13 protein-coding genes are annotated in these 21,434 nt (G+C 35.7%); 7 read left to right on the forward strand and 6 right to left on the reverse strand.

The window, feature by feature from the left end:
- Position 1 precedes the first annotated feature (1 nt).
- The 6 genes from LQV47_RS03495 to LQV47_RS03520 all read right to left on the reverse strand — a co-directional run bounded on the left by LQV47_RS03495 (position 2) and on the right by LQV47_RS03520 (position 6,860).
- The gene (locus LQV47_RS03495; protein ID WP_230033924.1) at positions 2-1,084 is read right to left on the reverse strand and encodes a DegT/DnrJ/EryC1/StrS family aminotransferase; all 1,083 of its coding nucleotides are present in this window, start codon (positions 1,082-1,084) and stop codon (positions 2-4) included.
- A gap of 3 nt (positions 1,085-1,087) precedes the next feature.
- Positions 1,088-2,341, reverse strand: coding sequence for a polysaccharide ABC transporter ATP-binding protein (locus LQV47_RS03500; RefSeq protein WP_230033926.1), 1,254 nt, complete (start codon positions 2,339-2,341; stop codon positions 1,088-1,090).
- A gap of 45 nt (positions 2,342-2,386) precedes the next feature.
- On the reverse strand, positions 2,387-3,235 hold the full coding sequence (locus LQV47_RS03505; RefSeq protein WP_230033928.1) for an ABC transporter permease: 849 nt from the start codon (positions 3,233-3,235) through the stop codon (positions 2,387-2,389).
- Between the two features lie 173 nt (positions 3,236-3,408).
- Positions 3,409-4,272, reverse strand: a complete 864-nt coding sequence (gene rfbA, locus LQV47_RS03510; protein WP_230033930.1) for a glucose-1-phosphate thymidylyltransferase RfbA — start codon at positions 4,270-4,272, stop codon at positions 3,409-3,411.
- 189 nt (positions 4,273-4,461) lie between these two features.
- The gene (gene rfbB / locus LQV47_RS03515) at positions 4,462-5,541 is read right to left on the reverse strand and encodes a dTDP-glucose 4,6-dehydratase (RefSeq protein WP_230033932.1); all 1,080 of its coding nucleotides are present in this window, start codon (positions 5,539-5,541) and stop codon (positions 4,462-4,464) included.
- A 5-nt stretch (positions 5,542-5,546) separates the two neighbouring features.
- Complete coding sequence (locus LQV47_RS03520) at positions 5,547-6,860, reverse strand: UDP-glucose/GDP-mannose dehydrogenase family protein (protein WP_230033934.1); 1,314 nt, start codon at positions 6,858-6,860, stop codon at positions 5,547-5,549.
- A 215-nt stretch (positions 6,861-7,075) separates the two neighbouring features.
- Here LQV47_RS03520 and rimP point away from each other — a divergent pair, with 215 nt between their 5' ends.
- The 7 genes from rimP to LQV47_RS03555 all read left to right on the forward strand — a co-directional run bounded on the left by rimP (position 7,076) and on the right by LQV47_RS03555 (position 21,342).
- Positions 7,076-7,543, forward strand: a complete 468-nt coding sequence (gene rimP / locus LQV47_RS03525) for a ribosome assembly cofactor RimP (RefSeq protein WP_230033936.1) — start codon at positions 7,076-7,078, stop codon at positions 7,541-7,543.
- A gap of 17 nt (positions 7,544-7,560) precedes the next feature.
- Positions 7,561-8,796 (forward strand): transcription termination factor NusA, encoded by a 1,236-nt coding sequence (nusA, locus tag LQV47_RS03530; protein ID WP_209800360.1) that lies wholly within the window; start codon positions 7,561-7,563, stop codon positions 8,794-8,796.
- A gap of 76 nt (positions 8,797-8,872) precedes the next feature.
- Positions 8,873-11,821, forward strand: coding sequence for a translation initiation factor IF-2 (infB, locus tag LQV47_RS03535; protein ID WP_230033938.1), 2,949 nt, complete (start codon positions 8,873-8,875; stop codon positions 11,819-11,821).
- Between the two features lie 632 nt (positions 11,822-12,453).
- Positions 12,454-15,246 carry a SusC/RagA family TonB-linked outer membrane protein gene (locus LQV47_RS03540; protein WP_230033940.1) on the forward strand — a complete coding sequence of 931 codons (2,793 nt, stop codon included), beginning with the start codon at positions 12,454-12,456 and terminating at the stop codon, positions 15,244-15,246.
- Between the two features lie 12 nt (positions 15,247-15,258).
- The gene (locus LQV47_RS03545) at positions 15,259-16,698 is read left to right on the forward strand and encodes a RagB/SusD family nutrient uptake outer membrane protein (protein WP_230033942.1); all 1,440 of its coding nucleotides are present in this window, start codon (positions 15,259-15,261) and stop codon (positions 16,696-16,698) included.
- Positions 16,699-17,068: 370 nt separating this feature from the next.
- Entirely contained in the window at positions 17,069-19,864 is a 2,796-nt protein-coding gene (locus tag LQV47_RS03550) for a SusC/RagA family TonB-linked outer membrane protein (protein ID WP_230033944.1), read from the forward strand.
- Positions 19,865-19,878: 14 nt separating this feature from the next.
- On the forward strand, positions 19,879-21,342 hold the full coding sequence (locus tag LQV47_RS03555) for a RagB/SusD family nutrient uptake outer membrane protein (protein ID WP_230033946.1): 1,464 nt from the start codon (positions 19,879-19,881) through the stop codon (positions 21,340-21,342).
- Positions 21,343-21,434 lie beyond the last annotated feature (92 nt).

Here is a 21,434-nt window from a genome sequence, read left to right on the forward strand (position 1 = left end):
ACTAATTATTTTGAATTCTTAGCATAAGTCTGGCAATAAACTCAACTTCTTCAAAAGTTAAATCATAGTAAAATGGAAGACATAGAGATCTTTTGGAAATCTCTTCAGTAATTGGCAATTCCAGCTTTGGAAGATAGGGTAAGGCAGATGCTAAGCTTGGATAGAAATATCTTCGTGTAAAGATTTCCTGGCTATCCATTTCTTTTTTTAATTTTAATAACAGTTCTTCACTTTCTAAAACGATAGGATAGTAGGCGTAGTTTTCTGTGGCTTTAGGATGCCAAAGAGGCCTTACTGCTTTTAAATTTTTAAGTTTTTCGTTATAAAGCTCAGCAAGGGCTTTTCTTTTATGATGTATTGAAGAAATATACTTCAGGTTTGCAAGTCCCATTGCAGCGTGGAATTCCGAATTTTTCCCATTGATTCCAAGTTCGGAAAAAGAATCATATCCTGAAATGCCAAAATTCCGGATAGAGGCTAATTTTTTTAGTATATCTGGATTTTTAGTAATCAATAAGCCTCCTTCAACGGAATGATAAAGTTTGGTAGCGTGTAGTGAGCATGTAGAGATATCTCCATATTCAAAAATAGATTTACCATTGACTTCTACTCCAAAAGAATGAGCTGCATCATAGATTACTTTTAAATTATGCTTTTTGGCAATGACTTCTATAGCTTCTACATCACAAGTATTACCATATACATGAGTTGCCAGGATAGCTGTCGTTTTTTCTGTAACAGTCTCTTCAATTTTTACTGGGTCTATGCATAGGCTTTTAGGATCGATATCTACAAAAACTGGGGTGCAGTTTTCCCATACAATACAGCTTGTGGTGGCAATAAATGAGAATGGAGTAGTGATTACTTCTCCGGTAATCTCCAATGCTTTTATAGCCATTTGTATGGCTACCGTACCATTGGTGACAAATAATAAATGCTGTACTTTAAGATGATCTTTTAGCTCCATCTCCAGTTGGCTTGCCAATGGTCCCATGTTTGTAAGCCAATTTCTTTTCCAGATACCATTTAGATATTTTTCATATTCTTCCTGTGGTGGAAGAAAAGGTTGCGTTACAGGAATCATAATTTATTGTATTTTCCAGTTAAATTCGGGACGGATAAATCCTGGCTCCCGCCCCATGTATACTCCAATTTCTCTGTTACCATCAATGACTGAAAAAGAAACAATGTCATTTTCAACAATCAGAGCCTGTTTTCTATCTTCTATTAGGAAAAAACTTAAGTAATAATTTCCTGATTGAAAAAATTTCTTGGGGAAAGTACAGGTTAAAGAGTTTTTACCTTTATTATATTTAATATCTGTGCTAGAGAACGAAAACAATGCTTCACCATAATCATTTTTAAGATGATAAGTAATATGATAACGTTCCGGTTGATCTGTATCCAGAATGAAGTTTGTGATAAACTCTATTTCTTGGTTTTCATCCAAAGGCTCATTTATACTTTTTGACGGATTTTTCAAAATGATTTCTTCAAGAGCAAAAAAATCATTTTTGATATTCTCATATATAAAATGATTAGTATTATAAGAGTTATTGCTTCCTAAATATCTTAAAACGGTTTCATCAATATTCCCTTGATAAGTTACTTTTCCAGTATCAAGTAATACTCCTTTAGTACAAAGTGTTTTAATGGCAGCCATGTTGTGACTTACAAAAAGAATAGTCCTTCCTTCTCCTTTGGTTACATCACTCATTTTGCTTAAACATTTTTTCTGAAAATCAGCATCTCCTACCGCCAACACTTCATCTACAATTAAAATTTCGGATTCCAGGTGGGCTGCAACAGCAAATGCAAGTCGGACGTACATTCCTGAAGAATATCTTTTTACTGGAGTGTCAATATATCTTTCAACACCTGAAAAATCTACAATTTCATCAAATTTACGTTTGATCTCTTTTCGGGTCATTCCTAAAATGGCTCCATTGAGGAAAACATTTTCACGACCCGTCATTTCAGGGTGAAAACCTGTTCCTACTTCCAATAAAGAGGCTATTCTTCCATTGGTATATATTTTTCCTGTTGTAGGCTTTGTAACTTTACTTAAGAGCTTTAGGAGGGTAGATTTTCCGGCACCGTTTCTTCCGATAATTCCTATAGCATCACCCTGTTCAATTTCGAAATTAATATCGCGGAGAGACCAGACGTAATCGGAATTGCCTTTGGAAGCTCTGTCATTAGTTTCACCAATTTTTAAATATGGATCTTCTTTTCCTCTTACTTTATGCCAGAACCTGTTGAGGTCATGTGATAAAGTACCGGTCCCGACTTCGCCCAAGCGGTATTGTTTTGATATGTTTTCTGCTTTTAAAGCTAGCATGTTTTAGAGTTTTAAATTTTTTTATTCAAGTGTTTTCATGTTCACTTATACTGTATCCATAAATGTTTTTTCAACTTTGTTAAAAGTAACTACTCCTACCACAAGAAGAATTAAAATGATAACCGTACTGGTTATTAGCATTACGGGAGAGAAATCACCTACTCCCAGCCAGCCATATTTGAAACATTCAAAAATACCGGTTAATGGGTTGAATTTTGCTAACTGCTTAAAATATCCGGGAAGCATAGATACAGGATAAATAACCGGAGTCGCATACATGTATAAAGTGATCCCAAAAGCCAACAGCATGCTTAAATCTTTATATTTTGTAGTAAGAGCTGAAAAAATCATTCCCATTCCCAATGCAAATAAAGCCATGAGAATGAGTAGAAATGGAGTTGCCAGTATCCATAAATTAGGTGAAATCTCATGATTAATAAAATAGTATGCCCAGACCATAAGGAATAAAATAAACTGAACACTTAAACGCATCAGGTTTGAAATGACAATTGAAATAGGGGTTACTAACCTTGGAAAATATACTTTGCCAAAAATATTGGCATTTCCGGTAAACGTTGCTGATGTCCCTAATAATGCCCCGGCAAAATAATTCCACAAAGTAACTCCTGCAAGATAAAATATTGGACCAGGAGCGCCATCTGTAGGAAGCTTTGCAAACCTTCCGAAAATAATCAGATAAGTGATCGTGGTAAAAATAGGATTGATAAAAAACCAGATCGGTCCTAAAATAGTCTGCTTAAAGCTCGATATAAAGTCTCTTTTGACAAACATATAAATCAGATCTTTATATCTCCAGACTTCTTTAAGCTGGATATCAAATAAAGAATGATTGGCTTCAATTGTTTCTGTCCACTTTTGCTGTGGTTCATTCATCTGTGTAAGTTTTTACAAATTTATAATAATTAATTCTTACTCTATTTCTTCGTTTTATGAATAATTGTTCACATAAAAGCGAAAATCAACAACTAATATATTGATATTTGTTGTTATAAACAAAAACTATTGGCTATAAAGCCAATAGTGTGTGGGATTTACAAATTGTTTTTTTATTTACGGATAAGCTGTTTCAGGTATTCACCATAGCCGCTTTTGCCATATTTAGCTGCTGTTTCCAATAGCTTTTCTTCGTTGATAAATTTATTTCTGAAAGCAATTTCTTCAATACATCCGATCTTGAAGCCTTGTCTTTTTTCGATAACACTTACAAATTCTGAAGCATCATGAAGGGAGTCAAAAGTTCCTGTATCCAGCCATGCGGTACCTCTGTCCAGTACACCTACTTCAAGATTTCCCTGACTCAGATAAACATTGTTTAGATCCGTGATCTCCAGTTCACCTCTTGCAGAAGGCTGAATGTTTTTAGCAATGTCTACTACACTGTTATCATAAAAATATAAGCCGGGAACAGCATAGTTGGATTTTGGCTGTAAAGGCTTTTCTTCAATAGATATAGCTTTAAAGTCATCATCAAATTCTACCACACCATATCTTTCGGGGTCTGCTACGTGGTATGCAAAAACAACACCTCCCTCCGGATTGGTTTTATTTTTTAATAAAGTTCCCATCTCAGAACCATAGAAAATATTATCACCAAGAACTAATGCAGCAGGATCATTGCCAATAAACTGCTCACCAAGAATGAAAGCCTGTGCCAGCCCGTCCGGACTTGGCTGTACCACATATTCTATATTACATCCTATCTGGGACCCGTCACCTAAAAGTTTGACAAATCCAGGCTGGTCATGAGGAGTGGTAATGATCAATATATCCTTAATTCCTGCTAAAAGAAGCGTAGAAAGAGGATAGTAGATCATAGGTTTATCGTAAACAGGCATTAACTGTTTGCTTACCGCAATGGTTAAAGGGTATAGTCTTGTTCCGGATCCTCCGGCTAATATTATTCCTTTCATATTATTTTTTGTTTTCTACTGCATAGCCTGTGTAATTTTAAATCAACAGGTCGGTGATTTTAACCTTTTTCTATGCTTTTATAAAATATAATCAGTTCTTGAGGCCTTCTTTTTAAAATATATAGAAGAGTGATCTGATCAAATTTTAAAATTGTTTTTTTTATACGTAGTTCCTTTGGTGTATGGATACTAGCTATATTGTTTTTCGTAATATTTTTGGTAATCTCCGCTGGTTATATTCTCAAGCCATTCTTTATTTTCAAGATACCAGTCTATTGTTTTTCCCAGACCTTCTTCAAAGGTTACCGAAGGCTTCCATCCCAAATCTTTATTAAGTTTAGTAGCATCAATAGCATAACGCTTGTCATGGCCAGGTCTGTCTTTTACAAAAGTGATCAGTTTTTCAGAATGACCTTCCGGCTTTCCTAATTTAGCATCCATTTGTTTGATAAGCTCTTTTACCAGATCAATATTCTGCCACTCATTGAATCCTCCAATATTGTAAGTTTCCCCTGTTTTTGCTTCATTGAAGACCTGGTGGATAGCTCTGGCGTGATCAATTACAAAAAGCCAGTCTCTGGTATACTTTCCATCACCATAAATAGGTAAAGGTCTTTCATTAATGATATTTGAAATACATAAAGGAATCAGTTTTTCAGGAAAGTGATTGGGTCCGTAGTTATTAGAACAGTTGGAAACGATGAAAGGCATTCCATATGTGTTACCATAAGCTCTTACCAGATGGTCAGAAGCTGCTTTTGATGCAGAATATGGAGATTGAGGATCATAAGATGTTGTTTCTAAAAAGAATCCTGTTTCCCCTAAGCTACCATATACTTCATCGGTAGATACGTGGTAGAATAAGTTTTTTCTTTTTTCATCCGGAAATCTTCCATGGGTATGATCCGGGTTTAAAGTCCAGAATTCCTTACAAAGATTAAGAAGGTTGGCTGTTCCGTTTACATTCGTGTTAATGAATGCCATGGGGTCCGTAATACTTCTGTCTACATGACTTTCTGCAGCTAAATGTACCACTGCATCAGGATTGTATTTTTCGAAAACCCTTCTTAATTCTTCAGGTTCTGTAATGTCGGCTTTTTCGAAAACATAATTAGGTTCATTTTCAATATCCTTTAAGTTTTCTAAATTTCCGGCATAGGTAAGAGCATCAAGATTGATGATCATACTATCCGGGTTATTCTTCACAAATTCTCTTACAACATGCGAACCGATAAATCCGGCGCCCCCAGTGATAATTATATTTTTCATTTTGTCTATTTTAAAATTGTTCTTCTTCCTATACTTTTATAATAAAATCCATTCTGCTCAGGAACTTCTAACGGGTACATGTTTCTACCGTCAAAAATAGCTTTATTCTTCATTTTTTTCGACATGAGTTCAAAATTGGGATTTTTAAACTCCGGCCATTCTGTAGAGATAAATAGAGCGTCTGCACCTTCTAAAGCATCATACATTCCTTTGGCGTATTGTATTTTATCACCAATTACTTTCTTGACGTTACTTTCTGCAACAGTATCATAAGCTATGATTTCAGCTCCCTTTTCCAATAACAGGGCAATATTATCTAAAGAAGAGGCTTCCCGGATATCATCCGTATTGGCTTTAAAAGCTAATCCCCATATAGCAATTTTCTTGCCTTTAATATTTCCTCCGAAATATTTTTCTATTTCAGACACGAGAATTACCTTCTGTGCCGTATTTACATTTTCTGTAGCTTCTAAAATCTGGAAATTGAAATCTTCCTGCTTTCCGGATTTAATAAGTGCTTTTACATCTTTAGGAAAACAGCTCCCTCCATAGCCGATACCCGGAAATAAAAAGCGGTGTCCGATTCTGTCATCACTTCCCATTCCCAGTCTTACCTTGTCTACATCTGCGCCTACTTTTTCACAATAGTTGGCAATTTCATTCATGAAAGTAATCTTTACTGCTAAGAATGAATTGGCTGCATATTTGGTAAGTTCTGATGATTTTTCATCCATGAAGATGATTGGAATCCCAGTATTGGTAAAAGGCTGGTAAATTTTAGACATAATATCCTTCGCTCTTTCAGAGCTTGCTCCTACAACCACTCTTGATGGGTTCATGGAGTCTTCCACAGCAAAACCTTCTCTTAAAAATTCCGGATTTGAAACTACATCAAAAGGAATGTTTGTTTTGGAAGATATGACGCTGCTTACTTTATCAGCAGTTCCTACAGGTACTGTACTTTTATTGACAATAACTTTATATTCTGTCATCATCTCACCAATATTATTGGCTACCTGAAGAACATATGAAAGATCTGCTGAACCATCCTCGCCGGGAGGAGTGGGCAGTGCCAGATAAATGACCTCACTTTTGTCTAAGGCTTCTTTCAGATTGGTAGTGAAAAATAATCTCTCAGACTGTATGTTTCTTAGAAACATTTCTTCAAGATTTGGCTCATAGATGGGAACTACGCCGTTTTTCATACCTTCAACTTTTTTTTCATCAATATCAACACAGTATACTGAATTGCCAAGTTCTGCCAGCGTAGTTCCTGTAACTAATCCTACATAACCTGTTCCTACAATCGTTATATTCAAAATGTTTGGTTTTTAAAATTCAAGACAAAAATAATAAAAATACTTTCATATGCTCGTTTAATTTAAGGTAAATAGAATTTATGCTATTTGCTTGATAATAAGATAATTTTGCTTTTTTAGAAAAAAAGCGTATATTTGCAATGGATTTACGGGAAAAATGAGAAGGCTTCGAAAGAAAGCCTTTTTTCGTACTATAAATCAAGATAAAACAATGTATGGAGTTTAGAAAAAGAATTGAAGAATTATTAAATGAATTCCTTGAGACCAGAAAAGATCTGTTTCTTATTGATCTTAAATTTTCTGCAGGGGATGACATTACAGTGATTTTAGATGGCGACAATGGAGTTTCTTTGCAGGATTGCCTTGATGCAAGCCGTGCAGTGGAATTCAATATGGATCGTGAGGAACATGATTTTAGCCTTCAGGTGATGTCTGCAGGACTTAGTGAACCGTTGTCTATCCCAAGACAGTTCAAAAAGAACTTAGGACGAGAGATTGAAGTGATGTTGGAGGACTCTTCTAAAATTGAAGGAGAATTATCTAAAGTAGATGAAGAGAAGATTACCCTTGTCTTACGTTATCGTAAGCCGAAGGATATTGGGAAAGGGAAAGTTGATGTAGAGGAGGAAAAAGAAATTCCTTACTCTGAGATCAAAAAAGCATTGGCAGTAATTAAATTTTAAAAAAGAAAAAAGAATAGATGGATAATATAGCGTTGATTGAATCCTTTGGTGATTTTAAAGACGAAAAAGGGATCAGTAAGATTGATCTTATGGCAATTATTGAAGACTCACTGAAAACTCTTTTGAGAAAAAGATTTGATTCGGATGATCATTTTGATGTGATTGTAAACCCTGATAAAGGAGATTTTCAGATATTTTTAAATAAAACAATTGTAGAAGACGAAATGTCTGAAGACGATGATCTGGAGATTGAAATTTCTGAGGCTAAAAAAATTGATCCTACCTTTGAAGTAGGAGAAGATTTTACAATGGAAATTCCTGTTGCGCAATTAGGAAGAAGGAATATTCTTACCCTAAAGCAAATTTTGGCTACAAAACTTCAGGAGCACAATAATGCAATGCTGTATGAACAGTTTAGAGATAAAATCGGGGAAATAGTTGTAGGGGAAATTCACCATATCCGTCATAAGCACGTGATTTTGTTGGATGATGAAGAGAATGAATTTATTTTACCGAAAGAAAATCAGATCCCATCAGATTTCTTTAAAAAAGGTGAGAATATCAGAGCTATTGTAGAAACAGTAGACTTTAAAGGTTCTAAACCACAGATTATTATTTCCAGAACTGCACCTAAGTTTCTTGAAAAGTTACTAGAACTGGAAATTCCTGAAATTCAGGACGGAACAATTATCTTGAAGAAGGCCGTTAGAATTCCTGGAGAAAAGGCAAAAATTGCAGTAGATGCTTATGATGACAGAATTGATCCTGTAGGTGCCTGTGTAGGTGTGAAGGGATCCAGAATTCATGGGGTTGTAAGAGAGTTGAGAAATGAAAACATCGATGTTATTCAGTGGTCTAAAAACCCTGAGATTTTGGTGAAGAGAGCTTTAGGAAATGTTACAATTAATAAGATTGAAATCAATGAGGATACTAACTATGCATTGGTATATACTCCGGTTGAGGAAATCTCTAAAGTAATTGGAAAACAAGGTCAAAATATCAGACTGGCTTCTTGGTTGACAGGATATGAGATTGATGTATACAGAGAGTCTAGTGAGGATGACGACGTTGATTTGAGAGAATTTAATGACGATATCGAGCAGTGGATTTTGGATGAATTTAAAAAGGTAGGTCTTACTACTGCAAAGTCGGTTTTAGATAAAGAAACTGAAAGTCTTTTAAATATGGTTGATCTTGAGGAAGAAACTATTGAAGATGTAAAACGTATTTTAAGAGAAGAATTTGAAGATTAAGATTTTAATAAATTTTAATAAGCAGTAAAAAGAAATACTTTAATTTTAAAAATTAAAAAAATAGTAAATAATATAGATGCCAAAAATAAGATTAAATAAAGCGGTTAAGGAATTCAACATTTCGATGTCTAGATTAGTGGAGTTTTTACAAGCTAAGGGAATCGAGGTTGAAAGCAATCCTAACGCTCAATTAGAAGAAGCGGCATATTCTGCATTGGAAGCTGAGTTTGCCAAGGATGGTGAACAACGTAAAGCTTCCCATGAGGTGGTGATCACAAAGGTTCCGGAAGAGAAACTGGAAATTGAGAAATCCCCTGAAGTAATAAGAGCTAAAGCTAGTAAACCAGAAACTAAGATTTTAGGTAAAATAGACTTGGAGGCTAGAAAGCCTGAAGTTGAAGAAGCTCCTGCAGCCCCTGTAGCAATACCGGTTGAAGAAAAGAAAGAAGAAATAGTGAAAGAAGAACCGGAAGTGAAAACAGCGCCTGAGAAGCAGGAATTTAAAGTTTTGGATAAGATTGATTTGTCTCAGATAGAATCTAGAAATAGACCTGTGAAAAAAGACAAACCAAAAATGGAGGAGAAAAAAGAAGAAGTGAAACCTGTGGAACCAATAAAAGAAACTCCAAAACCGGTTGTAGAGGAGAAAAAAGTGGAAACTCCAAAAGTTGAGGCTGAACCGGAGTCTCAGGAACCACAAAAGATTGAGACAGTTTATCAGAAGCTTGACGGTCCTAAGATCGTTGGAGAAAAGATAGACTTAACTCAGTTTGCGCCAAAACCAGGTTCTGGAGCAAAAAAGAAAAGAAAAAGAATTGAAAAACCCGGTGGCCCGAATAATAATCAGCAAGGTCAGGGGAATAATCAAAATTCTGGAAACAATAACCAAGGTGGTCAAAACCAAGGAAACCGTCAGAATAATAACAATGGCGGACAAGGTGGGAACCGTCCTCCGGGTCAAGGAGGCCAAGGAAACCGTCCTCCAGGACAAGGTGGTCAGGGTGGTGGAAACCGTTTTGGAAACAACCAAGGTGGCGGAAATCGTCCGGGTCAAGGTGGTGGCTTCAAAAAAGGAGGTCAAAACAACAGACCTGGTCAGCGAGTTATGCCAGTTGAGTTAACTGACGAACAAGTTAAAAATCAGATTAAAGAAACTCTTGAAAAACTTACCAATAAAGGAGGTAAGTCTAAATCTGCTAAACACAGAAAAGACAAGAGAACGTATCGTAGAGAGCAGGATGAGCGTCAGCAGGAGCTTGAAGCACAAGACAGAACGCTTAAGGTAACAGAATTCATTACAGTAGGTGAATTGGCCAGCTTAATGAATGTTTCACCAACAGAAGTTATTTCTGCTTGTTTCTCATTGGGGGTAATGGTAACCATGAACCAGAGATTAGAAGCTGATACCTTATTATTAGTAGCAGATGAATTTGGTTATAAAATTGAATTCTCAGATGCTGATCTTGAAGAAAGCGAAAGCGAAGATGAAGTTGATAATGAAGAGGATTTAGTGAGCAGAGCTCCAATCGTTACAGTAATGGGACACGTTGACCACGGTAAAACTTCATTACTTGACTACGTAAGAAAAACCAATGTAATTGCAGGAGAATCCGGAGGGATTACTCAGCACATAGGTGCTTATAATGTGAAACTGGAAAACGGTCAGAGAATTACTTTCTTAGATACACCAGGTCACGAAGCATTTACGGCGATGAGAGCCCGAGGTGCTCAGATTACGGATATTGCTATCATTGTAATTGCAGCTGATGATGATGTAATGCCTCAGACGAGAGAAGCTATTTCTCACGCTCAGGCAGCAGGAGTACCAATGATTATTGCATTGAACAAAGTAGATAGACCAAGTGCAAATCCTGATAATATCAGACAACAGCTTTCCGGGATGAATATCCTTGTAGAAGAATGGGGTGGAAATGTTCAGGCGCAGGAAATTTCTGCAAAATTTGGTAACAATATGGATGTTCTATTGGAAAAAGTATTACTTCAGGCAGAAATGCTTGATTTAAAAGCTAACCCGGATAGAAATGCTCAAGGAGTTGTTATTGAAGCTTCACTAGATAAAGGAAGAGGATATGTTGCCACGATGTTGGTACAAACCGGTACTTTAAGAGTTGGAGATTATGTAGTGGCTGGTAAAAACCACGGTAAGGTAAAAGCAATGCTTGATGAAAGAGGAAGAAACCTTACAGAGGCGGGTCCATCTATCCCAGTAACTATTTTAGGGTTGGACGGAGCACCAACAGCAGGTGATAAGTTTAAAGTATATGAAGATGAAAGTGAGGCTAAAACTATTGCCAATAAGAGAGAACAACTTCAGAGAGAGCTTTCAATCAGAACGAAGAAGCATACTACGCTTGAAGAATTAGGTAGAAGAATTGCTTTAGGAGACTTTAAGGAATTAAATATTATTCTGAAAGGTGACGTGGATGGTTCAGTTGAAGCATTATCTGATCAATTACAAAGATTGTCTACTGGTGAGATTAACGTTAATATTCTTCATAAAGGAGTAGGTCAGATCACAGAATCTGATGTTAATTTAGCGGCTGCTTCAGATGCTATCATTATCGGATTTAACGTAAGAGCTGGTGCTAATGCTAAAGATCTTGCGGATAGAGAAGAAATTGAAATCAGAAACTATTCTGTAATTTATGCAGCAATAGAAGAAGTGAAAGAAGCTATGGAGGGTATGCTTTCTCCTGAAATTAAAGAACAGGTCATCGGTAATGTTGAGATCAGAGAGGTGTTTAAAATCTCTAAGGTTGGAACAATTGCCGGTTGTATGGTTCTTTCAGGAAAAGTAGCCAGAAACTCCAAAGTAAGAGTATTGAGAGATGGTATTGTTAAGTTTGACGGAGAGCTTGAAAGCTTGAAGCGTTTCAAAGATGATGTAAAAGAAGTAACCAAAGGTTATGAATGTGGTCTGAACCTGAAAGGATATAACGATATTGAGATCGGAGATATTCTTGAAGTTTATGAACAGGTAGCTGTTAAAAAGAAGCTAAAATAATATCATAAATAAATATATTATTAACCTGCCGTTTCTCTGAAACGGCAGGTTTTTTTATGGTGTTTCATTTCAAAAATACTATCCGATGTTGATTTTATTAACCATTAATGGATTATAGATTTATATTTTTTAGTTTGATTAAAAACAACGGTCAAGGTCAATTTTTTCCTTGCTGGATAGAGTAATTTGCTTATATACTTAACTATATGGTGAATTATAAAGGATGCATTATTTTCTATTGATTCAATTTATTTTTTAAGTATATCCCTTATTTTGGGTTTTCCACTATGATTGTGGTTTTCTGTAATGTGTTGGAAATGTGGGGTGAATGGATGGTTTTAGTATTTTTATAGTCATTTTAACCTTAGAGAAAGTAAGTTTTGGTAATAAAATAATTTAGAATCATTATAAATAAAAAAAAATAAACTACGGATTGATTATTTAGAGTGTGTTATTTTTAGTATATTTTAATTTTATGGTATTTTTTTACTTTAAAAATTGTTAAATATTTATAATTTAAGCTCAATACTATGTGAATTGTTAAAATTATACTATTTAGTCAAAGTGAAAAATTTGCTAGTGTTAATATTTATTAACATATTTGTTGCTAAAATATATTAAAATTTGTTAATATGAATGTTAAACTATGTGTATTGAGTGTGGGGGCTTTGTTTTTCTTGGGACAAACTGCTTTTGCACAGACAACAAAAAAAGATACAGCAAAAACTAAAGTAATTGATGAGATTGTTGTAGTTGGGGTACAAAAAAAGAAAAAAAATGAAATTACCCAGGCTGTTTCTGTAGTAGGTGGTGAAGAGCTTACTAGAATGTCCGCTTCAAGTACCGGTATTACAAACATGCTTCAGGGTAAGATGTCTGGTTTGCAGGTATCTACCAACTCTGGTAAACCAGGAGAACCAGGGTCCATCAGAATTAGAGGAGCTGTCAATGTTTCTGCTACAATAGGAGCTTCAGATCCATTGTTTGTTGTAGATGGTATTTATATGACTCAGCGTCAGTTCAACTCCATTCCTGCAACAGATATTGAAAGTGTTACGGAATTAAAAGATGCCGCTTCAACTGCTGTATATGGAGCTAGAGCTGCTAACGGGGTTATTGTAGTGACTACAAAAAGAGGTAAGTCTGGAAAACCAGCGATCACTTATGATACAAGATTTGGTTTTGCTTATAAGCCGAAAGACAAGAACTTCACAATGATGAATACTGCTCAGAAGATTCAGTTTGAGAACGAGATGTCAGGATTAGGAGTGAATCCAAACCCGGTTTATACTCCTGCAGAAGCTGCAGAATTAATGGCACAGGATCATGACTGGTCTAAAGATATCTTAAGAAATTCAGCAATTCAATATCATAACCTATCAGTAAGAGGTGGGGGAGAAACTAACTCATACTACGCTTCTTTGGGATATGATTCAGATTCTGGTATCCTACAGGAATTAGATGGATTTAAAAGATACAATGCCCGATTCAACTTTGACCAAAAGGTTAGTGATAAAATGAAATTAGCTTTTGATTTTGGTATCATTAATGTTAGAACACAAGATCAAAGATATTCTTATAATGCATTAAGCCCATTTTATTCAATTTATACATTGAATTCATATGAGCCTATCTATAATGCAGACGGTTCTCTTAATCCTACAACCAACTCTATTAACCCAATTGATCTTAGAAGAAATGAGGTTACTACAGACTGGAGAACAAGAATTTCAGGGCAAATATCCGGTTCTTACGAATTCTTTAAAGGGTTAACATTCAAATCTACGTTCGGAAATATTTATGATCTTAGAAAGAATAAGTACGTAGTGAAAAAAGGGTCTGATATTGCTAAAGTATATGGTACTCCAGATGGAAGTATCAGAGATACAAGGTCAGATTTCTGGACGTATGTATTTAACAATAGATTTGACTTCTCAAGATCATTTGGACAGCACAAAGTGTCAGCAGTTGCTGCATTTGAATATAGCCAGGAACAGTTCGGAAGTTTATCAGGAACAAAAAGAGTAATGTTAGGACCTGATGTTACTGATGTGGGTTCTGCTTCTACTCCGTTTGCTATTACGGGTAGTACAACAACAACAAGATATGTGAGTTTATTAGGAGTAGTTGACTACAACTATGCTGGTAGATACTTATTATCAGGATCTATCAGAAGAGATGGAAACTCAAGACTAGGACAAGATAATAAATATGGTAACTTCTGGTCTGCTTCAGCAGCATGGAATTTAGCAAAAGAATCTTTCTTTGATGTTCCTTTCTTCAATGATATTAAATTTAGATATAGTATTGGTACAACGGGTAATATATCTGCTCTTGCAGATTACCAAAACCTTATTACTGTCGTATCAGGTGATTATGGTACAGATCCTACAGCGGGTCCATCGAATGCTTATGGGCAGCCAAACCTTAAATGGGAGTCTAAAAAATCTCAAAACTTAGGGGTAGATGTGGCGATGTGGAATAACAGAATCAAATTAACTGCCGAAGTATTTAAAGATGACAGAAAAGATTTCTTATATGCAATTCCTAATACACCACTTGAAGGAGGAGGTTATATTTATTCCAGTGTTACCAATGCCGGAAATATTGAAATTAAGGGGCTGGAGTCTGAATTAAGTATTGATATCATCAGAAGTAAAGATATTGACTGGTCTGTAAGAGGGAATATCTCTATGCTTAAATATAATGTAAAAAGTTTATATGGAGATGCTACCCAGCTTAGCTTAGATGGTACTACATTTATGCGTGTGGGTGATGAGCCTACCGTATTCAAAATGGTTAAGAGTGCTGGTGTAGATCCTACCAATGGAGATGCATTGTATTATAAACTGGATGGTTCGGTGACCAATGTATATAGCTCAGGTGATGCGCAGTTCCTATCAGGAAAATCTACTTTACCAAGTGCGTATGGTGGTTTTGGAACTACATTCAGATATAAAGGATTTGATTTAAATGCAGATTTTTCCTTCCAGACTGGAGGATATAGCTATAATATTATGGGGCAAAACCTTTCAGATTTCTCTGCATACAACCAAAACTTGAGTACGGATGCGTTTAATTACTGGAAGAAACCGGGAGACACTAATGTGTTGCCTAAGCCAAATGTTAACGGTCTTCAATCTACAGATGCATTTTTACAGAAAACAGATTTTGTAAGATTGAGATCAGTGGAAATAGGATATACTTTTGATAAGAAATTCCTAGGTGAGTCCCTTCCTGTAAATAGTATCAGAGTATATGGTTCTGGTCAGAACTTAGCGCTTTGGACTAACTATACAGGAGATCCTGAAGTTGCTTTAGCCTCTGAGACACAGGCGAATGGAGCGTTTATTCCAGGATCTATCAGTTTATACAATTATCCAAATACAAGAACATTCCTAATGGGAGTGCAAGTTAACTTCTAATTCAATTTTCTCATGAAAAAAAACATAGTAAGAATAGTATTATTTACATCATTAGCTTTTACTGCTGCATCATGTACTGATGACTTAACAGTATTGCCGAATGATAGATTGGTTTCGGATACCTATTACACAACTGAAAGTGATTTTAGAAAAGGTGTAGATTATGCTTATGATGCGTTTAAGATTTCAGGATATTATCAGCAGGATTATACACAATTAATTGTTCCTGACGTAGTTTCGGATAACTTAATTCAGAATCCTCAGGGAAGAAGATCAAATAACGATGCATACAATTTCAATTTTGCAGGAGATGTGGATGCAGTTGTTTCTGTTTATGGAGCAGGATATGCTGTGGCGGCAAGAGCCAATGCAGTTCTTGATAAGATTGGTAATTTAGCGCCGGGTGCATTCAGAACTAATATTGAAGCAGAAGCAAGAGGTATTCGTGCTATAGCTCACTTTGATATTGTAAGAAGATATTGTAAAATACCTACACAATCTGCTGATGCAGGTACTTCATTAGGTATTGCTTACGTAGAAAAGTTTGACCCATTTCAGTTAGTTACAAGAAACCTGAATGTAAACCAGGTATATGATAAAATTATTGCTGATTTACTTTTTGCAGAGCAGAATATTACTCAGACTGCCAACGTAGGTAAGCTTAGAAAGCCTGCTATCCAAGGGATGTTATCAAGAGTATATTTGTACAAAGGTGATTATGATAATGCCATTCTTTGGGGACAGAAAGCTTTAGCTTTAAGCCCTAGCGTAGGAGCTATCGGTACATTTAAAAATATCTGGAATGACACATCAAGTGATGGAGTATTGTTCAAAATACTTAACTCAAGTATTGAGAATATCAAAACAGGTTCGGCTTATAACCAAACTGTTGGTGGGCAAATTAAATCAGAGTATGTAGTAGATTTCGATTTCTATAATAAGTTCGCTGCTACAGACATCAGAAAAAGTTCTTATATTACTACTTCTCCATTCCTTACAAAAACGTATAATAACGTTATTAAATACAAGCAGGCTACTGATAAGCCGATTGAGGCGGTAGATGTAAAGTATTTAAGAACTGCTGAAGTTGTTTTAAATGTTGCAGAAGCAATGTTTAAGAAAGGAAATGAAGCAGGAGCTCTGGGATTATTAAATACTTTAAGAGCGCAGAGATATACTGGATTTGTACCTGGTACAGAAGCCGGACAAGCTCTTTGGAATGCAATTATGTTGGAAAGAAGATTAGAATTAGCATTTGAAACAGACAGATTCTTTACATTAAAAAGACTTGCTCTTCCAATTCAAAGGTCTAACTTTGGTCCGGAATCAACTGGTGCAGGGAATCCGGCACCTGTGTTGAGTCTTCCTGCTTCCAGCCATAAGTGGCAGTGGCCAATCCCTCAAACTGCAATAAACAATAACCCACAGATTCAACAGAATCCTGGTTATTAATAATAATCATCAATTGTTATAAACAAAAAAACCTGCTCTTAGTAGGTTTTTTTGTTTATAATTTCTTTACATGGTATAAATAAAGTATATATTTTGCTGTTTTTAATTCTTGATAGGATTTTATTAATTGACATGTAATATTTTAAAAAATTTTATAATCATTAAAACTGCTATTTGTGTTTATTTTTTTCTTAATAAATTATTGTATTATGAAAAATAATTAACATAAATTATCAAAAGTTAAATTTTTTTTTAGTTAAAAAATAGAAGTTGATGTGCTTGGAACGGCCTGTAGAGGGCAAAAGCTTGTGGATGTTAATATTTATTAACATATTTGTCGCCTTAAAATTTATTAATAAAATTTGTTAATATGAATGTGAAACTAAGAGTATTAAGTGTTGGGGCTTTATTTTTTTTAGGGCAAACAGCTTTTGCGCAAAAGACAACAAAAGACTCTGCTTCGAATGAAACGAAAATTGAAGAAGTAGTCGTTACAGGGTATCAGAAGAAGAAAACGGATGAAATTACTCAGGCTCAGGCTGTAGTAGGTGGAGATGAAATCAGAAGAAATAGTCCTACTACTTCTATTGGTAACGCTATACAGGGTAGAGCTTCAGGGGTGTTTGTACAAAGTACTAATGGACAGCCGGGTGCTGCTGCTACCATTCAGGTAAGAGGTGTTGGAGGTGTTGGAGGTTCTTCAGAACCTACGTATGTAGTGAATGGGATGTATATGACTGCAAGACAGTTCAGTGCAATTAACCCTGCGGATGTAGAATCTATTTCAATTCTTAAAGATGCTGCAGCTACTGCACAATATGGTGCAAGAGGGGCTAACGGGGTAGTTGTAGTAACAACTAAAAGCGGAAAGGCTGGAAAAACTCACTATTCATTCGATACTAAATTCGGATTCGCTGAAAGGTTGAAAGATAATAACTATACCATGATGAATTCAAGAGAGTTAATGGACTTTCAGAATCAATTAGGGTACCTAGGGTTTAAGCCAAGATCCCAGCAAGAGATGGATAGACTTGCTGCTTATGATCACAATTGGCAAAAAGACCTGTTGAAACCTTCAACCATTCAATCATATTTGTTCAGTGCACAGGGGGGATCTAAAGAAAGTACTTTTTATTACTCATTAGGATATGATTCTGATAATGGAATCATCAGAGATATTGACGGACTTAAGAGATATACAGGTAACTTCGGTTTTACCAATAGGCTGAGTGAAAAACTGAATGTAGGAATCAACCTTGGAGTTCAGTATCAGGTTACACAGAACTTCAGAGATAGAAACAATACACAGAATCCATTTGGAGCAATGTATAAGTATGCTCCATATGAGCCAGTCTATAACCCGGATGGAAGTTATAACCAGACTATGAGAGCCGGTTCAAACGTTGTGGAACAGATTCGTAACTATAGACTGGAAGATCAGAGATTGAGAATTCCGGCAACCTTATTTGCGGAATATAAAATTATCGATGGTCTGAAGTTTAAAACCAATTTCAATGGACTTTTCGATTGGTTTATGGGAACTCAATGGTTGAAAAAAGGGTCAAACCTGGATTTAACGACAAACAAAGTTCCTACAGGGGCATTGAATAAAAATACATTCTATGGATTTAACTATACTTGGAATAACTCAATCAACTACAAAAAATCATACGGAAGCCACAATTTTGATTTCTTAGGATTTATCGAATATAATGATAACTTCAACGAAACAACCAATGGAGGTGCTTACGGATTGAAGTCTCCAGTATTAAATGTTCCTTCAATTACAACACCTTCGGAAAGAAATACATTTACCGGAATTAAAACAAGAAACACTTTATTCAGTTTAGCAGGTTTGTTAAGCTATGACTATGCTGGTAAATATTTGGCAACAGGATCATTAAGAAGAGATGCTTCTTCGAGATTTGGTGCAAATAATCAAAGTGGTATTTTCTGGTCTGTAAGTGGTGCATGGAATATTGCGAAGGAAGACTTTATGAAAGGAGGTTTTATTAACGATTTAAAGCTTAGAGGATCATATGGTACTACGGGTAATGACGGAACACTTCCTGATTATTATAATGTAACCAATATCAGCTACGGTTTATATGGTTCTAATGCAGCTCTATATCCTGGAACATTTGCACAAAGCAGTTATATTATCGGTAATGAAAATCTTAAATGGGAATCTAATGCGATTACCAACGTAGGAGTTGATTTCACCATGATGAACAGAAGAATCCGTGGATCAGTTGAAGTGTATCAAAATAAGAGAAAAGATTTTGTGCAGCTTGTACCTTTAGATAAACAGGAAGGATCATATTTCCAGTATATCAATGCAGGGGATATGTCTCAGAAAGGCCTTGAGGTAGAACTAAGTGCAGATATCATCAAGAAGAAAGATTTCCAGTGGAACTTACATGCTAACATCTCTTTCCAGAAATCAACTCTTGATAAGTTAGCAGACGGTCAGACTGAAAGAAATTTGGGAGATACTTATCTTAAAGTAGGAGAGCCTTCATATTTATTCTATAACGTTAGATTTGCCGGGGTAGATCCAAATAACGGAGATGCATTGTATTATGATAAGGCAGGAAATATAACCAATGTGTATAGTGCTTCTGATGCAGTGCCTATTACAGGTAAATCTCCTATACCAAAAAGTTTTGGTGGATTCGGAACTACACTTCAGTACAAAGCACTTGATTTCAGTGCAGATTTTACATTCAAGCTAGGAGGATATACTTATAACAATATGTATGCTGCTGCTGTTGATCCAACTCTTGCTGTTGCGGGTAGAAACATGGCACAATCTGCTGCTAATGTTTGGCAAAAACCAGGGGATACTAATGTTTTCCAGAAAGTAGACTCTAACGGTATGCGTGATTCTGATCAATGGATTGAAAAAAACGATTATTTAAGATTAAGATCCCTTACATTAGGATATACGTTTGATAAAGCATTCCTTGGAGAAGGATCACCGATTAATAAGCTTAGAGCATATGTACAGGGACAGAACCTATTTACTGTAACTAAATTCCATGGAGAGCCTGAGGTTTCAGTGGGATCTGGTGAGTCTACTGCATTATTTGTTCCAGGATCATACAACCTTTATACTTACCCTACTGTAAGAACAATCATAGTGGGAATGCAATTAGAATTTTAATATTGAATAGCTTTATGAAAAAGAATATAATAAAAATAAGTTTTGCTGCGTTAACTGCCTTTGTTACGTTGACGTCTTGTGATAGAAATTTAGATCAGGTTTCATCTATTAATGAGCCTGTGGAGCAAGCAATGGACAGACCTGAGTCATTCAGACAAGCTTTGGATGGTGCATATACATCACTAAAAGGAGCTGGGTATTATAATGGAGATACAGGTAGCCAGCTTATTATGGGAGATCTTACTACGGATAATTTAATACGTACAGCTTCAGGAAGAAATTCAAATTTTGCAGCATCAAACTTTGAGTTTTCTTCAGATAATTCACAGACAACAGGATTGTATAGTGCGGCTTATCTTGCCATCAGCAGAGCAAATTTTGTTTTGTCACATATCAATAACGGGGTATTATCAGGTGCGCAAAAAACAAATGTAGAAGCAGAAGCGAGAGCATTGAGAGCAATCGTTCATTTTGATATCGTAAGAGCATATTCTCAAATTCCAACACAGTCTGCAGGAGCTAAAAATTCTATTGGAATTTATTATTCAGAAAAATATTCTCCATTAAGTAATACTGCCTCCAGAAACCTAACGGTTGAACAGGTGTATGATAAAATCATTGCAGATTTATTATTTGCTGCTGATAATATTACACAGAATGATGCTGATAAAGGAAGAATGAGCAAGGCTGCTATTTATGGATTGTTATCAAGGGTAAACCTTTATAAAGGAGATTACGCTAATACCATTAAGTACGGAGAATTAGCTTTAGGACTTTCACCAAGCATCACCGCAATGGATAACTTTACCAGAATATGGAAAGAAAATGAAGGACTGGCTAAAATTACTGATGGAGTTTTATTCCAGGTATCTAATGCACCGGCTGAATCTAATACTGTAGGATCAGCATACAATCAGGCAGTCCCTAACCTTAGATCAGAATTTGTGGTAGACTATGATTTATATACGGCATATACAGCTAATGATGTTAGAAAATCTGCTTACTTTACAACGAGTATATACAGTGGTGAAAAATATAATCACGTTACAAAATATGCTGGTAACGGCGGTCCTGCTAACATAGTGCCTATTAAATATTTAAGATCTGCGGAAGTATTGTTAAATACTGCAGAAGCACATTACAGATTAGGTAATCCGGCTTCAGCTCTTACTTTATTAAATAAATTAAGAAACGAAAGATATTCTTCATTTACTCCGGGAACAGAAGCAGGACAGGCTCTTTTAGATGCTATCCTGAAAGAAAGAAGATTAGAACTTGCCTTTGAAAATGACAGATGGTATACCCTGAAAAGATTAGGTTTATCTGTTCAGAGATCAGGTAAAGGAGATATTTTCGATGGTACAGGAGCACCGGCTGTTAAGCAGACTCTTGCTGCCGGAAGTACGAAATGGCAATGGCCGATCCCTATTACAGCGATCCAGGCTAATCCTAACATTAAGCAAAACGACGGTTATTAATTATCGTACAATTCTATAGCAGAGGCTATCTCATTTTTGAGATAGCCTCTTTTATTTCTTATTATTTCTTATTTTTGCTGTACAATAATGAA

Origin of the sequence: Chryseobacterium sp. Bi04, assembly GCF_918698085.1 — a bacterium.
Taxonomy (GTDB): domain Bacteria; phylum Bacteroidota; class Bacteroidia; order Flavobacteriales; family Weeksellaceae; genus Chryseobacterium.